This window comes from Lelliottia sp. WB101 (genome assembly GCF_003051885.1).
In the GTDB taxonomy this organism is placed as follows: domain Bacteria; phylum Pseudomonadota; class Gammaproteobacteria; order Enterobacterales; family Enterobacteriaceae; genus Enterobacter; species Enterobacter nimipressuralis.
This window is the reverse complement of the sequence record NZ_CP028520.1, coordinates 640,477-656,707: the sequence shown is the minus strand read 5'-3', so window position 1 is coordinate 656,707 and position 16,231 is coordinate 640,477. Positions and strand designations below refer to the sequence as shown.

11 protein-coding genes and 2 pseudogenes are annotated in these 16,231 nt (G+C 56.2%); 9 read left to right on the top strand and 4 right to left on the bottom strand.

Going from position 1 to position 16,231, the window contains the following annotated elements:
- The first annotated feature begins 13 nt into the window (after nucleotides 1-13).
- From DAI21_RS03120 to psiE, 4 genes and pseudogenes are all read left to right on the top strand, one after another.
- Nucleotides 14-652 (top strand): YjbF family lipoprotein, encoded by a 639-nt coding sequence (locus DAI21_RS03120; RefSeq protein WP_107702470.1) that lies wholly within the window; start codon nucleotides 14-16, stop codon nucleotides 650-652.
- On the top strand, nucleotides 649-1,386 hold the full coding sequence (locus tag DAI21_RS03115; protein ID WP_107702469.1) for a capsule biosynthesis GfcC D2 domain-containing protein: 738 nt from the start codon (nucleotides 649-651) through the stop codon (nucleotides 1,384-1,386). Before DAI21_RS03120 ends, DAI21_RS03115 begins: the two co-directional genes overlap by 4 nt.
- A pseudogene (locus DAI21_RS03110) lies at nucleotides 1,386-3,481 on the top strand (YjbH domain-containing protein). The gene DAI21_RS03115 and the pseudogene DAI21_RS03110 overlap by 1 nt, the downstream one beginning before the upstream one ends.
- A gap of 172 nt (nucleotides 3,482-3,653) precedes the next feature.
- The gene (psiE, locus tag DAI21_RS03105; RefSeq protein ID WP_095280319.1) at nucleotides 3,654-4,064 is read left to right on the top strand and encodes a phosphate-starvation-inducible protein PsiE; all 411 of its coding nucleotides are present in this window, start codon (nucleotides 3,654-3,656) and stop codon (nucleotides 4,062-4,064) included.
- A gap of 221 nt (nucleotides 4,065-4,285) precedes the next feature.
- Here the strand turns inward: psiE and malG are convergent, their stop codons facing one another.
- The 3 genes from malG to malE all read right to left on the bottom strand — a co-directional run bounded on the left by malG (nucleotide 4,286) and on the right by malE (nucleotide 8,042).
- Nucleotides 4,286-5,176, bottom strand: a complete 891-nt coding sequence (gene malG, locus DAI21_RS03095) for a maltose ABC transporter permease MalG (protein WP_100778072.1) — start codon at nucleotides 5,174-5,176, stop codon at nucleotides 4,286-4,288.
- A gap of 14 nt (nucleotides 5,177-5,190) precedes the next feature.
- On the bottom strand, nucleotides 5,191-6,735 hold the full coding sequence (gene malF, locus DAI21_RS03090) for a maltose ABC transporter permease MalF (RefSeq protein WP_107702468.1): 1,545 nt from the start codon (nucleotides 6,733-6,735) through the stop codon (nucleotides 5,191-5,193).
- Nucleotides 6,736-6,851: 116 nt separating this feature from the next.
- Nucleotides 6,852-8,042, bottom strand: a complete 1,191-nt coding sequence (gene malE, locus DAI21_RS03085) for a maltose/maltodextrin ABC transporter substrate-binding protein MalE (protein ID WP_107702467.1) — start codon at nucleotides 8,040-8,042, stop codon at nucleotides 6,852-6,854.
- A gap of 371 nt (nucleotides 8,043-8,413) precedes the next feature.
- Between malE and malK the strand changes: the two are divergent.
- The 5 genes and pseudogenes from malK (at nucleotide 8,414) to ubiA (ending at nucleotide 13,606) form a co-directional block, all read left to right on the top strand.
- A pseudogene (gene malK, locus DAI21_RS03075) lies at nucleotides 8,414-9,522 on the top strand (maltose/maltodextrin ABC transporter ATP-binding protein MalK).
- Nucleotides 9,523-9,624: 102 nt separating this feature from the next.
- A complete protein-coding gene (locus DAI21_RS03070; protein WP_100780781.1) occupies nucleotides 9,625-10,977 on the top strand; it encodes a maltoporin in 1,353 nt (450 codons plus the stop codon).
- A 114-nt stretch (nucleotides 10,978-11,091) separates the two neighbouring features.
- The gene (gene malM, locus DAI21_RS03065) at nucleotides 11,092-12,045 is read left to right on the top strand and encodes a maltose operon protein MalM (RefSeq protein WP_107702466.1); all 954 of its coding nucleotides are present in this window, start codon (nucleotides 11,092-11,094) and stop codon (nucleotides 12,043-12,045) included.
- A gap of 181 nt (nucleotides 12,046-12,226) precedes the next feature.
- Entirely contained in the window at nucleotides 12,227-12,724 is a 498-nt protein-coding gene (gene ubiC, locus DAI21_RS03060) for a chorismate lyase (RefSeq protein ID WP_100778067.1), read from the top strand.
- A 12-nt stretch (nucleotides 12,725-12,736) separates the two neighbouring features.
- Nucleotides 12,737-13,606, top strand: coding sequence for a 4-hydroxybenzoate octaprenyltransferase (gene ubiA / locus DAI21_RS03055; protein WP_107702465.1), 870 nt, complete (start codon nucleotides 12,737-12,739; stop codon nucleotides 13,604-13,606).
- A 94-nt stretch (nucleotides 13,607-13,700) separates the two neighbouring features.
- Here the strand turns inward: ubiA and plsB are convergent, their stop codons facing one another.
- Complete coding sequence (gene plsB / locus DAI21_RS03050; RefSeq protein ID WP_100778065.1) at nucleotides 13,701-16,121, bottom strand: glycerol-3-phosphate 1-O-acyltransferase PlsB; 2,421 nt, start codon at nucleotides 16,119-16,121, stop codon at nucleotides 13,701-13,703.
- Nucleotides 16,122-16,231: the final 110 nt, after the last annotated feature.

The following is a 16,231-nucleotide window of genomic DNA, read 5'->3' as shown; positions in this document are numbered from 1 at the left end:
TCGGAGAAGAGTCGTGAAGCGACCTGCAATCATTCTGATTTGCCTGCTGTTGCAGGCGTGCTCAGCCACCACCAAAGGGCTGGGAAACTCACTGTGGGACAGCCTGTTCGGCACGCCGGGCGTGCATCTGACGGATGACGATATCCAGAATATGCCTTACGCCAGCCAGTACATGCAGTTAAACGACGGGCCACAGCTGTTTGTGGTGCTCGCTTTCGCCGAAAACGGGCAGCAGAAATGGGTGACGCAGGACCAGGCCACACTCGTAACACAGCATGGGCGACTGGTGAAAACCCTGCTCGGCGGCGACAACCTGCTTGAGGTGAACAACCTCGCAGAAGATCCGCTTATCAAACCGAATCAGATCGTCGATGGCGCAAGCTGGACGCGCACCATGGGCTGGACGGAGCACAAACAGGTGCGCTACGCCACGGCGCGATCCCAGTTCCGCTGGGATGGCACTGATACCGTGACCGTGGGCAGCGACCAAACTCAGGTGCGTATCCTTGATGAAGAGGTCACGACCGACCAGGCTCGCTGGCACAACCGCTTCTGGGTGGATGACGAAGGGCAGATTCGCCAGTCTCTGCAATACCTTGGCGCGAATTTCTTCCCGGTGAAAGCCACCCTGATCAAGGCGGCGAAACAATGAAAATCATCACATCTGCTGCGCTGCTCCTGACACTGACCGCACCGCTGGCGTGGTCGGCGGGCACCGTCAAGGTCTTTACCCCCGGCAGTAAAGAGCCGAAAACACTTTCGAACGCTGAACATCTGATTGATCTGGTCGGCCAGCCGCGTCTGGCGAATAGCTGGTGGCCGGGGGCGGTGATCAGCGAGCGTCAGGCCAGCACGGTTGCCGATCAACAACACAAGGCGCTGCTGGCCCGGCTGACGGGTCTGGCAGGGCAAGAAACGGGCGACACGGCTGCCGCGATTAACGCCGTGCGCCAGCAGCTGCAGGCGATAAGCGTAACGGGGCGCCAGCTGATTAATCTCGATCCCGACGAAGTGCGCGTGGCGGAGAAAGGCAATCCGACCCTGGAAGGGGAATACACCCTGTGGATCACACCGCAGCCGACCACCGTGACGGTGATGGGGCTGGTCAGCGCTCCTGGCAAAAAGCCGTTTACGCCGGGGCGCGATCTCGCGAGTTACCTGGATGACCAGAGCCTGCTGGAAGGTGCGGATCGCAGCTATGCGTGGGTGGTTTATCCCGATGGTCGCACGCAAAAAGCCCCGGTAGCGTACTGGAACAAACGCCATATCGAGCCGATGCCGGGCAGCGTGATTTTTGTCGGCTTTGCCGATCACTTCTGGACGAAGGCGTATGACGGACTGAACACCGACATCCTTCACTCCCTGACGCATCGGATACCGGATTAATGAAAAGAACTTATCTCTACAGCATGCTGGCGCTTTGCGTCAGCGCCGCCTGCCACGCTGAAACCTTTCCCGCGCCCGTCGGGCCGTCGCAGTCAGATTTCGGCGGCGTCGGCTTGCTGCAAACGCCAACGGCACGTATGGCGCGCGAGGGCGAAATCAGCCTTAACTACCGCGATAACGATCAGTACCGCTACTATTCCGCATCGGTACAGCTCTTCCCGTGGCTGGAAACCACCCTGCGTTACACCGATGTGCGTACCAAACAGTACAGCAGCGTCGAAGCGTTCTCGGGCAACCAGACTTACAAAGACAAAGCCTTCGACGTCAAACTGCGCCTGTGGGAAGAGAGCTACTGGATGCCGCAGGTCTCCGTCGGCGCGCGCGATATCGGCGGTACGGGTCTGTTTGATGCGGAGTACATCGTCGCCAACAAAGCCTGGGGACCGTTCGATTTCTCCCTCGGGATGGGCTGGGGATATCTTGGCACCAGCGGCAACGTGAAAAACCCGTTCTGCTCCTACAGCGACAAATATTGCTATCGCGACAACAGCTATCAGAAAGCCGGTTCGGTCAACGGCGATCAGATGTTCCACGGCCCGGCGTCGCTGTTTGGCGGCGTGGAGTATCAGACGCCATGGCAGCCGCTGCGCCTGAAGCTGGAGTACGAAGGCAACAACTACACGGAAGATTTTGCAGGCAAGATCGAGCAGAAGAGCAAGTTTAACGTCGGCGCCATTTACCGTGTTACCGATTGGGCCGACGTTAACCTCAGCTACGAGCGCGGCAACACCTTCATGTTTGGTGTCACGCTGCGAACCAACTTTAACGATATGCGTCCGTCCTACAACGACAACTCCCGCCCGGCCTACCGACCGCAGCCGCAGGATGCGATCATGCAGCACTCGGTGGTGGCGAATCAGCTGACTCTGCTGAAATACAACGCGGGTCTGGCCGATCCGAAAATCCAGACCAAAGGTGACACGCTGTATGTCACGGGCGAGCAGGTGAAGTATCGCGACTCCCACGAAGGGATCGAACGGGCGAACCGGATCGTGATGAACGATCTGCCGGATGGGATCCGCACGATCCGCGTGACGGAAAACCGACTCAACATGCCGCAGGTGACCACGGAAACGGATGTCGCCAGCCTGAAGCGTCATCTCGAAGGCGAACCGCTGGGCCACGAAACGGAGCTGGTGCAAAAACGTATCGAACCGGTCGTGCCAGAAACCACCGAGCAGGGCTGGTATATCGACAAATCGCGCTTCGATTTCCATATCGACCCGATCCTCAACCAGTCCGTCGGCGGCCCGGAAAACTTCTACATGTATCAGCTGGGCGTGATGGCCACGGCGGATCTGTGGATGACGGATCACCTGCTGACCACCGGCAGCGTGTTTGGCAACATCGCCAACAACTACGACAAATTTAACTACACCAATCCGCCGAGCGACTCGAAGCTGCCGCGCGTGCGTACCCGCGTGCGTGAATATGTGCAGAACGATGTGTATGTGAATAACCTGCAGGCCAACTATTTCCAGTATCTCGGAAATGGCTTCTACGGCCAGGTGTATGGCGGTTATCTGGAAACCATGTACGGCGGCGCGGGGGCAGAAGTGCTCTATCGTCCGGTAGACAGCAACTGGGCGTTCGGCCTGGATGCCAACTACGTGAAACAGCGTGACTGGCGCAGTGCGCAGGACATGATGAAATTCACCGACTACAGCGTCAAAACCGGTCATTTGACCGCCTACTGGACGCCGTCGTTTGCCCAGGACGTGCTGGTGAAAGCCAGCATCGGGCAATATCTGGCGGGGATAAGGGCGGTACGCTGGAGATTGCGAAGCGCTTCGACAGCGGCGTGGTCGTGGGCGGTTATGCGACGATCACTAACGTGTCGCCGGACGAGTACGGGGAAGGGGACTTCACCAAAGGGGTATATGTTTCCATCCCGCTGGATCTCTTCTCGTCAGGCCCGACCCGCAGCCGCGCAGCGATTGGCTGGACGCCGCTGACGCGTGACGGTGGACAGCAGCTTGGACGTAAGTTCCAGCTGTACGACATGACCAGCGACCGTTCCGTTAACTTCCGTTAATACTGTTTTGCCTGATGGCGCTGCGCGTTTCCGGCCAACGATTTTGTCGGCCCGGTAAGCGTCGCGCCACCGGGCGATTCCTCTGGTTTGCTCCAAACATAAACAAAAAATATAGATCTCTGTCACATTTTTGAGTTATACAGGATCTTCGCTCCAGAGAATGAGGTGCTGTATGACATCCCTGACTCGTCCGCGCGTTGAGTTTATCTCAATGGTCCTCCAGACCGTGCTGAGCCTCGGTCTGTTGAGCCTTGGCCTGATACTGGTCGTCTTTCTCGGCAAAGAGACGGTGCATCTGGCGGATGTGCTGTTCGCCCCTGAACAAACCAGCAAATATGAGCTGGTTGAAGGACTGGTGGTCTACTTTCTCTACTTCGAATTTATCGCCCTGATTGTGAAGTACTTTCAGTCTGGCTTTCACTTCCCGCTGCGTTACTTCGTCTATATCGGGATCACCGCGATTGTGCGGCTGATCATCGTCGATCATAAATCCCCCCTTGATGTGCTGATCTACTCGGCGGCGATCCTGCTGTTAGTGATTACCCTCTGGCTGTGCAACTCTAAGCGGCTGAAACGTGAATAAAAAAATGGCGGCCTGAAGGCCGCCAAACAACAGTCACAAGTTTACTCTTCATATTTTACGCTGCTGATGCGTTGGCTGCGTTCGCTCACCCCAGTCACTTACTTTAGTAAGCTCCTGGGATTCACTCACTTGCCGCCTTCCAGCACCGCAAAATATTTTGAGTATTGGGTCAATACAATACGTCTAAAGTTGAGGGTTGCAGTGGCATAACACAATGAAGCTTAACCTTTCACACCGCCCGCTGTGAGGCCGTTGACCAGCCAGCGCTGAGCCAGCAGGAACACCACGGTAATCGGGATGGCGGAGAGCACAGCGGCTGCGGCAAAGTCGCCCCACAGGTAGTTTTGCGGGTTGAGATATTGCTGCATACCTACGGCCAGCGTGTAGCTATTCACATCACGCAGCAGCAGTGACGCGACCGGGACTTCGGTAATGGCCGCGATGAACGACAGAATAAAGACCACCGCCAGAATCGGCACCGACAGCGGCAGCAGCACGAGGCGGAAAGCCTGCCACGGTGTTGCCCCATCCAGGGCCGCCGCTTCTTCAAGCGATCCGTCGATGGTTTCGAAATAGCCCTTAATCGTCCAGACGTGCAGCGCGATACCGCCCATGTAGGCGAAAATCACGCCGCCGTGAGTGTTCAGACCGATAAAAGGAACGTACTGACCGAGACGGTCAAACAACGCATACAACGCCACCAGTGAAAGCACTGCCGGGAACATCTGGAAAATCAGCATGCTTTTCAGCAGCGTCGCTTTGCCGGGGAAACGCATACGGGCAAAGGCGTAAGCGCAGGTGGTGGAGAGCGCCACAATCCCGATGGCGGTAATGCCGGCCACTTTGATGGAGTTCCACAGCCACAGCAGCACCGGGAACGGCGGCGGCGTCACGCGGCCATCGGCGTGTTCGACGCTGAAGCCCAGCGCCAGCTTCCAGTGCTCCCAGGAGATCTGATCCGGGATCAGGCTGCCGGTGGCGAAGTTCCCTTCACGCAGGGAGATGGCGATAACCATCAGCAGCGGGAACATGATTGCTGCGATAAAAATCAGTAGCCCTAAGTGCGTCGCCAGGAGGCGCAGTTTCTGAGATTTGGGTTGTACCATAGCCATAATGTGTGCCCTCCTTAGTCGAATTTCATGCGTGTGGCTTTCAGATTCACAATCGCCAGTGCGCCTACCAGCAGGAAGATCAGGGTGGTGATGGCGGCTGCCAGCCCGAAGTCCTGACCGCCGCCGCCTTCAAAGGCGATGCGGTAGGTGTAGCTCACTAACAGGTCCGTGTAGCCTGCTGGCGTGGTGGTTCCGAGCCTGTCCGGGCTGCCGTTGGTCAGAAGCTGAATCAGTACGAAGTTGTTAAAGTTAAAGGCGAAGCTGGCAATCATCAGCGGCGTCAGCGGCTTGATCAGCAGCGGGAACGTAATCTTAAAGAAGTTCTGGAACGGGCCTGCGCCGTCCATCGCCGAGGCTTCGTACAGATCGTCCGGAATCGCTTTCAGCAGCCCCATGCACAGGATCATCATGTACGGATAACCGAGCCAGGTATTGACGATGATAATCATGCTGCGGGCGGTGGTCGGGTCGCTGAACCAGGCCGGTTTGATGCCAAAGAGCGCGCCCAGCATCATGTTGATTTCACCGAAGCTCTGGTTGAACAGCCCTTTGAAAATCAGAATCGAGATAAACGACGGAACCGCATACGGCAGAATCAGCAGCACGCGATAGATGGCTTTGCCCTTGAGGGATTCCCACTGCACCACGCACGCCAGCACCATGCCGACCGCCACGGTCAGGATCACCGTCAGGACCGAGAAGACGACTGTCCAGACGAAGATGGCGAAGAACGGCTTCTGGATGCCTTCGTCGGTGAAGACGCGGGTAAAGTTGTCCCAGCCGATGGTGACGGTATAGCCCGGGCTGAGTTTTTCGTCGCCCCAGTTGCCGTCGGCATTCACCGACTGATAGAAGCCGATCTCGTTGTTCGGACGGTATTTCACGCCGCTCTGGTTGTTGGTCAGAGTGCCGTCATCGGCTTTGGTATAGAGCGGCTGCGTGCCGGAGAACTGGCGCAGCGAGCTCATGATGACTTTGCTTTCGTCTGGCAGGATGGCCGTCAGCTGGGTCAGCGCCTGGCGGTTCTGGGTGATGACACGCAGATTCGCGCGCTCGCCTTCCGGCAGGGCATCGGCTTCTTTCAGGGTGAGTTTCTGTTCGCCGCCAAATTTAAAGGCGTCGGAGACATAGTTTTTACCGGTCCCTTCGTCGGTCAGGGCCAGCTTCCATTCGTCACCCGCCGGGTATAAACCAAAGTTAAAGGTCTTTCCGGCCTGATAAGAACGGTCCATCAGCACCTGCTGGGCGCGTTCCTGCGCGAGCTGGTTGGTGCTGCTGTAGTTAGTAAATGCGATAGCGATGGTACAGATCAGCGGGAACAGGACGAACAGCCCCATCCCGGCCACGCCCGGATAGACATAACGCCAGGCATAGGCTTTACGATTGGCGAAAATATACAGGCCAACAGAGCTTAAAATCAGCGTCATGATGGCGAACAGGTACTCCCCCTGCACATACATTAAAACAACAAGGTAACCCACCAGTAAGCCCAGCAGACCTATCACTGACCATTTCAGCGTGTCGCTTTGCCACCAGTGTTTCTTTTTAATGATATCCATGGGGAATCTTCCTCTACAGCGATGAAAACTTATTGTCAGGCGGCGCATCGCTGACCTGACCTACGGTTTGAGCCGTAGTAGTAGGGCGGGATCGCTACGCTCACCCGCCATAGTGCTTACTTGGTGATACGACCTTGCGCGTCTTTCAGCGCGGCATCGACAGTCTGACGACCGCTAGCTGCGTTGATCACCGCCGTACGAGTGGCATACCAGAACGCCGCCATTTGCGGGATGTTCGGCATGATTTCACCTTTCTGGGCGTTATCCATCGTGGCCGCAATGCGTGGGTCTTTCGCGAGGGTATCCTGGAAGGACTTCAGCGCGACGGCACCCAGCGGTTTGTCCTTGTTCACTTCGTCCAGACCCTGATCGGTCAGCAGATAGTTTTCGAGGAACTCTTTCGCCAGCTCTTTGTTCGGGCTGGCGGCGTTGATGCCTGCGCTCAGCACGCCAACGAACGGTTTAGACGGTTTGCCTTTGAAGGTTGGCAGCAGCGTGACGCCGTAGTTGATTTTGCTCTTGTCGGTGTTAGACCAGGCCCAAGGACCGTTGATGGTCATCGCGGTTTCGCCCTTGTTGAACGCAGCTTCCGCGATGGAGTAATCGGTATCCGCGTTCATGTGTTTGTTCTTGATAAGATCAACCAGGAAAGTCAGACCGGCTTTCGCGCCAGCGCTGTCCACACCCACGTCTTTCACGTCGTATTTGCCGTTTTCAAACTTGAAGGCATACCCGCCGTCGGCTGCGATCAGCGGCCAGGTGAAGTACGGTTCTTGCAGGTTGAACATCAGCGCGCTCTTACCCTTCGCCTTCAGCTCTTTATCCAGAGCTGGGATCTCTTCCCAGGATTTCGGCGGGTTCGGTACGAGGTCTTTGTTGTAAATCAGGGAGAGGGCTTCAACCGCCACCGGATAGGCGATCAGCTTGCCGTTGTAACGCACGGCGTCCCAGGTGAACGGGAACAGTTTGTCCTGGAACGCTTTATCAGGAGAGACTTCAGCCAGCAGGCCAGACTGCGCGTAGCCACCGAAACGGTCATGCGCCCAGAAGATGATGTCCGGGCCATCGCCCGTTGCCGCGACCTGCGGGAATTTCTCTTCCAGTTTGTCAGGGTGTTCAACGGTGACTTTGATGCCGGTGTCTTTTTCGAATTTCTTACCCACTTCGGCCAGGCCGTTATAGCCTTTGTCGCCGTTAATCCAGATAACCAGCTTACCTTCTTCAATTTTGGCGAGAGCCGGTGCGGAAATCATCATTGCTGCCAGGGCGGACAATGCGAAAACGCGTGCGCCAGTCTTGATCTTCATATCTGCCATCCTTTTTGGTGATGTGCTCGTGGATACACTGAGGTGGTTCAACGTGAGCCAGTTTCCTTATATGACATCCTCTTTCCATCCTCCTTAGGTCTACGCCCCACCCCCGCTTTGTGTGATCTGCGTTGCATAAATTTAAGTTATGAGTCATGGCGCACATAAAAACCCACTGAATTTTGCCGCCTGCATCACGAATTTACCCAGACCACGCCCGGCGCGGTGGCAGAACCGGTTCTCTCATCCTCCCGCCTCCTCCCCCATGAAAAAGGCAGGGGGTGGAGGATTTGCAGAACTTATGGATACCCCATAGTGAACTTATGTTGAATGTTTCTGTCGGTGACAGGTTGTAACGAAGGGAGAAGGGCATGGCGAGCGTACAGCTGCGGAATGTAACGAAAGCCTGGGGCGACGTAGTGGTGTCAAAAGACATCAATCTCGACATCCACGAAGGTGAATTCGTGGTGTTTGTTGGCCCATCAGGCTGCGGTAAGTCAACACTGCTGCGTATGATTGCTGGACTTGAAACGATCACCAGTGGCGATCTGTTTATCGGTGAAACCCGCATGAACGATATCCCCCCGCCGAACGCGGTGTCGGCATGGTTTTCCAGTCGTATGCGCTTTATCCCCATCTCTCCGTTGCCGAAAACATGTCCTTTGGCCTGAAGCTGGCCGGAGCGAAAAAAGATGTCATCAATCAGCGCGTCACCCAGGTGGCGGAAGTGCTGCAGCTGGCACACCTGCTGGAGCGTAAACCGAAAGCGCTCTCCGGCGGACAACGTCAGCGCGTGGCGATTGGCCGTACGCTGGTGGCGGAACCGCGCGTGTTCCTGCTTGATGAACCCCTTTCTAACCTGGACGCCGCCCTGCGCGTTCAGATGCGTATTGAAATTTCCCGCCTGCACAAACGCCTTGGCCGCACGATGGTGTACGTCACCCACGATCAGGTCGAAGCGATGACGCTCGCCGACAAAATCGTGGTGCTGGACGCCGGTCGCGTCGCGCAAGTGGGAAAACCGCTGGAGCTGTATCACTACCCGGCAGATCGCTTCGTTGCGGGCTTCATTGGCTCGCCGAAGATGAACTTCCTGCCGGTCAAAGTGACCGCAACGGCGATCGAACAGGTACAGGTGGAACTGCCGAACCGTCAGCAGATTTGGCTGCCAGTGGACAGCGCTAACGTACAGGTCGGGGCAAACATGTCCCTGGGTATTCGTCCTGAACATTTACTGCCAAGTCAGATCGCCGATGTGACGCTGGAAGGGGAAGTTCAGGTCGTCGAACAACTTGGTCACGAAACACAGATTCATATCCAGATCCCCGCCATCCGTCAGAACCTGGTTTACCGCCAGAACGACGTGGTGTTGGTAGAAGAGGGTGCCACATTCGCTATCGGTTTGCCGCCAGAGCGTTGCCATCTGTTCCGAGAGGATGGCACTGCATGTCGTCGGCTGCATAAAGAGCCAGGCGTTTAAGCATTCCAACAAAACTACACGTCATCCTTCGCGCTGCAGCCAACGAAGAGGCAGCCCGAAGAGTGAAGTGTAATAAGAAAAGCAATGATCTCAGGAGATAGAATAATGATTACTCTGCGCAAACTTCCACTGGCAATCGCCGTGACTGCAGGCATTTTGTCTGCTCACGCGGGCGCCGTCGATTTTAAAGGTTACGCCCGTTCGGGTATCGGCTGGACCGGTAGCGGCGGCGCGCAACAGTGCTTCCAGGCAACGGGTGCACAAAGTAAATATCGTCTTGGTAACGAATGTGAAACTTACGCTGAGCTGAAACTGGGCCAGGAAGTGTGGAAAGAAGGCGATAAGAGCTTCTACTTCGACACCAACGTCGCGTACTCCGTTGCACAGCAGAACGACTGGGAAGCTACTGATCCCGCGTTCCGTGAAGCCAACGTGCAGGGTAAAAACCTGATTGAATGGCTGCCAGGTTCCACCATGTGGGCGGGTAAGCGCTTCTATCAGCGTCATGACGTTCACATGATCGACTTCTACTACTGGGATATCTCCGGCCCGGGTGCAGGTCTGGAAAACGTGGATCTCGGCTTTGGTAAACTCTCCATGGCAGTGACCCGTTCGACTGAAGCGGGCGGCTCCTCTACCTTCGCCAGCAACAACATTCGTGATTACACCACTGATACCGCTAACGACGTCTTCGACGTGCGTTTAGCGCAGATGGAAATCAACCCAGGCGGTACGCTGGAACTGGGCGTTGACTACGGTCACACCAACGTAAATGACGATTACTATCTGCAGCCGAACGCCTCCAAAGATGGCTGGATGTTCACCGCAGAACATACCCAAAGCATGCTGAAAGGCTTTAACAAGTTCGTCGTTCAGTACGCAACAGACTCCATGACCTCTCAGGGTAAAGGCCTGAACCAGGGTGCTGGCATCGGTCTGGGTAATGACGATTCCGATGGCAAACTGTATGCCTACGGCATCAACAACAACGGCCACCTGCTGCGCGTTCTCGACCACGGTGCAATTTCCCTGGGCGACAGCTGGGACCTGATGTACGTCGGTATGTACCAGGACATCGACTGGGATAACGGCAACGGCACCAAATGGTACACCGTGGGTGTGCGCCCAATGTACAAATGGACGCCAATCATGAGCACCTTGCTGGAAGTGGGCTACGACAACGTCAAATCCCAGAACACCGGCGACAAAAACAACCAGTACAAAGTCACCCTGGCGCAACAATGGCAGGCTGGCGACAGCATCTGGTCCCGTCCGGCAATCCGCGTCTTCGCAACCTATGCGAAGTGGGATGAGAAATGGGGTTACGACACTTCGGGTAGCCCGATCACTACCAGCGGTAACTACAACTCCAACTTCGGTATGCAGACTGCAGGCCTTGGCCGCGGCGATAACGACGAGTGGAGCTTCGGTGCCCAGATGGAAATCTGGTGGTAATCCGCAGTTAATCTCACGTAATGGCTAAACAAAGGAGGGGCGCAAGCCCCTCTGATTTAAGCGTCGCGCGCTATTGCCTGGCCACCGCTGCGCTGAATATCTGAGGTGATAACAATGAAAATGAATAAAAGTCTCGTCGCCCTCTGCCTTTCCGCTGGTCTGCTGGCAAGCGTTCCGGCAGTCAGTTTTGCCGAGGTTAATTTCGTTCCGCAGAACACCACGGCGGCTCCCGCCATCCCGGCTTCTGCGCTGCAACAACTGGTCTGGACGCCTGTCGACCAGTCTAAAACCCAAAGCACCGATCTTGCGAGCGGCGGCCAGCAGCTGAATGTGCCTGGTATTTCCGGCCCGGTCGCGGCCTGGAGCGTCCCGGCAAACATTGGTGAGCTGAACCTGACGCTGACCAGTATTGTCGACAAGCAAACACACGTCTTTGCGCCGAACGTGCTGATTCTGGATCAGAACATGACGCCATCGGCGTTCTTCCCGAGCAGCTATTTTACCTATCAGGAACCGGGCGTGATGAGCGCCGATCGCCTGGAAGGGGTGATGCGCCTGACGCCTGCGCTGGGTCAGCAGAAAATTTATGTGCTGGTCTTCACGACGCCGCAGGATCTCGCCCAGACAACTACCCTGGTTGACCCGGCCAAAGCCTACGCCAAAGGCACGGGCAATGCGGTCCCGGATATTCCGGATCCAAAAGCGCGCCACACCACCGACGGCACGCTGAAACTGAAGGTCAGCACCTCTTCTGCCTCCAGCGTGCTGGTTGGCCCACTGTTTGGCTCCGCTGGCCCTGGCCCTGTGACCGTGGGTAACACCGCCGCACCAGCTTATGCCACGCCTGTCGCCGCTGCCCCTGCCGCTGCGCCGACACCAGCACCAGCTCCGGCGAAGAAAGCCGAGCCGATGCTGAATGACACCGAAAGTTACTTCAATCGCGCCATCAAAGAAGCAGTTGATCGCGGCGATGTAGACAAAGCGCTGAAGCTGCTGGATGAAGCTGAGCGTTTAGGTTCGACCACTGCCCGTTCCACCTTTATCAGCAGTGTAAAAGGCAAGGGGTGACCGTCTCCCCGCAGTGCTGATGTTGTCAGTAGTTTAGTGCGCCTGAGTGGGCGCACTTTTTTTTGGGCGGCGCAGGCTGTTGCACTCCTGTTGCGATAATGATCGTTAAACCGCGTTTGGCCGCCCCCAATCTGCTTTTCTGCGATACAATAGCCAGACGTTATGTATCGGAGAGTCTGGCATGTCACACCCTGCGCTAACGCAACTGCGTGCGCTGCGCTATTTTGAAAACATTCCCGCGCTTGACCCGGAGCAACTGGACTGGTTGCTGCTGGAAGATTCCATGACGAAACGCTTTGAGCAGCAGGGGAAAAAAGTCACGGTAACGCTGATTCAGGAAGGGTTCGTCTCGCCTGATGACGTCGCCAGTGAACTGCCGCTGCTGCCAAAAGAAGATCGTTACTGGCTGCGTGAAATTTTACTCTGCGCCGATGGTGAACCCTGGCTTGCCGGGCGGACCGTGGTCCCTGAATCTACCCTGTGCGGCCCGGAGCTGGCGCTGCAACAGCTGGGTAAAACCCCGCTGGGACGCTATCTTTTTACGTCGTCTGAGCTTACCCGTGATTTTATTGAAATTGGTCGCAATGCAGACCTGTGGGGACGCCGTTCCCGCCTGCGCTTAAGCGGCAAGCCGCTCATGCTGACAGAACTCTTTTTGCCTGCATCGCCGTTGTACTAAGAGGATATGAAAATGGAGTGGAGTCTGACGCAGGATAAGCTGCTGGCTTTTCACCGCTTGATGCGTACCGATAAACCCATCGGCACCTTTTTGTTGCTGTGGCCGACGCTATGGGCGCTGTGGGTTGCCACCCCAGGTTTACCGCCGCTGTGGATCCTGGCAGTGTTTGTCGCAGGCGTCTGGCTGATGCGTGCCGCGGGCTGCGTGGTTAACGATTATGCCGACCGCAAGTTTGACGGCCACGTGAAACGCACCGCCAACCGCCCGATGCCGAGCGGTCAGGTGTCGGAAAAAGAGGCCCGCACCCTGTTTGTGGTGCTGGTGCTCCTCGCGTTTCTGCTGGTTTTAACGCTCAACACGATGACGATTTTACTCTCGGTTGCGGCACTGGCGCTGGCGTGGGTGTATCCGTTTATGAAGCGCTATACCCATCTGCCGCAGGTGGTGCTGGGCGCGGCCTTTGGCTGGTCGATTCCGATGGCGTTTGCCGCCGTCAGTGAATCTGTACCCCTGAGCTGCTGGCTGATGTTCCTCGCTAACATTCTGTGGGCGGTGGCGTACGACACCCAGTATGCGATGGTCGACCGCGATGACGATCTGAAAATCGGCATCAAATCGACGGCGATTCTTTTTGGCCGCCACGACAAGCTGATCATCGGGGTATTGCAGGTCGCGGTGTTAGGGCTGATGGTACTGATTGGTTATCTGAATGCTCTGAACTGGGAATTTTACTGGTCCGTACTGGTGGCGGGGATGCTGTTTGCATATCAGCAAAAGCTGATTGCGAATCGCGAGCGTGAAGCCTGTTTCAAAGCGTTTTTGAACAACAACTATGTTGGGCTGGTGCTGTTTTTAGGGCTGGCGATGAGCTATTTTTCCTGAAAAAAATGCCCGGCAGCGCTAACGCTCACCGGGCATAAATCTGATGCATATTTGTAAGCCGGGAAAGGCGAAACCGCCTCCCGGCTTTTTTATGTCACTCGTCCTGCGTTGCGCTTTCAATGGTCAAACGCACGTCCGACGTTATCAGCTCGGCCAGCATCTGATAAACCTTCATCGTCTCTTCAGGTTCCGCATCGCCGGTATCGCTGATATAGCCTTCATCGCGCAGCGTCAGTACCAGTGAGCTAAACACCGCTTTATCGAAGAACTCTGGCGCGTTAATGCCGTGCAGCACAGACAAACGCTGAGCCAGCGTGCGGCTCTCTTTTTCCAGGGTACCACGGTTGATGGACGGGTTCGCGCTCAACAGCCAGAAGGTGATCGCGTAGCGCTGCAATGTTTCACGCGCACCGGCCGCCAGCAGTTGCAGCGTGCGGGAACGTGACGGGTTGATATGCAGCTCGTCATCTTTGACGGTCAACAGACCCTGACGCAACAGCTCAGCGGTCAGTTTTTCCAGCTCAACGGCCACTTCATCTTTGCTCCAGCTCAGGAACAGCTCTTCTTTCAGCATCGGATAGAGCGTCTCAACATGGCGCAGCAGTTCCTGACGGGAAATGCGGCGATGCTGAGTGATGATGGCTGCCATCAGCGACGGCAACATCAGCATATGCGTGATGTTGTTACGATAGTAGGTCATCAGCACCGCCTGCTCGCGCGGCAGAATGATGATGTCCCCGATGGTGTCCTTCTCAACTTCGAACTTGTTCATCTGCAGCGCGTGGTCGATCAGCTGACTGGCGGTGGCAGACGGAACGGTGGAATCCGCTGAGTACGGGACATTACGCATAATATCCAGATAGCAATCGAGCTGTTCGGTCAGCTGTTCACGCGTCAGTGAGCGCTGGCGTGAGGCTAACAGTGCCGTGACGCACAGGTTCATGGCGTTCGCCGCCCCGGCGTTGTTAATACGCACCATCAGATCGGCCGCGATATTATTCACCGTTGGCGTCAGCCATGCAGGGCGAATCGCTTCGATTGGGTCGATAGATTCGCGCCACTCCGGCACGTGCTGGTTCAGATAGGTCATCAGCGGCAGCGGTTCGCCAAAGTTCACGTAACCCTGGCCGAGATTGCGCAGCTTGCTCAGGCCTTTCAGCATCTGAGGCAGGCTCTCTTTCTCTTTGGTCGCACCGCGCAGCTCTTTGGCGTAAGTGCCCACTTCCATGACGTGCTCGTAACCGATGTAAATCGGCACCAGCGTAATCGGACGCGTACCGCCGCGCAGCATCGCCTGAATGGTCATCGACAGAGTACCGGTTTTCGGGTCCAGAAGACGGCCCGTACGGGAACGCCCCCCTTCGACGAAATACTCAACGGAATAGCCACGGCTAAACAGCTCGCCCAGATATTCGCGGAACACCGTGGAGTAGAGCTTGTTGCCTTTGAAGGTACGACGAATAAAGAACGCACCCAGACGGCGGAAAATCGGGCCAGCTGGCCAGAAATTCAGGTTGATACCGGCCGCGATGTGCGGTGGTACCAGCCCCTGGTGATACAGCACGTATGACAGCAGCAGGTAGTCCATGTGGCTGCGGTGGCAAGGCACATAGACGATTTCGTGGCCGTCGTGGGCAAGCTGACGCACGCGCTCGGCGTTATGGACGTTAATCCCCTGATACAGACGGTTCCAGGTGAAGCTCAGGATACGGTCGGAGAGGCGGATCATCTCGTAGGAGAAGTTGGCCGCAATCTCTTCCATCAGAGCGATGGCGTTTTGCTGGGCTTTCTCGTGAGAGATTTTCTTGCTGCGCGCTTCGTCTTCAACCGCGCGGGCAATGGCTTTAGATGCCAGCAATTTGTTGAACAGGTCCTGGCGTGCAGGCAGGCGCGGGCCAACGGCAGCCAGACGCTGACGGGCAAAGTGCATACGCGCGACGCGAGCCAGTTTCTGGGCGATGATTTTATCCGTCCCGTGCTCATCCGCCATGCGGCGCAGGGAGACGGAAGGGGAGAAACGCACAAAGCTGTCGCGGCCTAACCATGAGACGGCAAAGAACTTCTGGATGCCGTTCAGCATACGCAGTGGTGGGTTTTCCTCGCCTTTCTGACGGCCAGGACGACGACCAAACATCACCGACACCGGCACCATCTGGACATCCAGACTGGGGTTGCTGCGGTGCAGATCGAGGTAGTCGTGGAACAGCTTGATGGACTCCTCTTTTGGCGTGTAATAGGTGAACACGCGCGGCCCGCCGTGAATAAACACGTAGCGCGGCAGCAGAGTCCCGTCGACCTCAAGGGGTTCGAGCGGATCGGGCAAGTCATGCGCCAGACATTGGGCGCGGAGCGTCAGTAAGTCTGCCTTCGAGTTGTAAGGCAAAACGTACATAATAGGGCGCGAGGTATCGAGCCCTAATTCCAGCGCAGGTTCCGCCGGGATAGACTTACTTTTTACCAGGACGCTTAATGGTAAATTAAGTAATTTGTAGTAAATTCGTGGCCAGCCGGACATAAACGATGTAAAGCCTCTGGTTAATAATGCAATTGCGGCGCAAGGATAACAGAAAGCGCGCAAAATTTCTGTTGTTACCGGTCATACTTCAGGCTGTATTGCTACGCGCT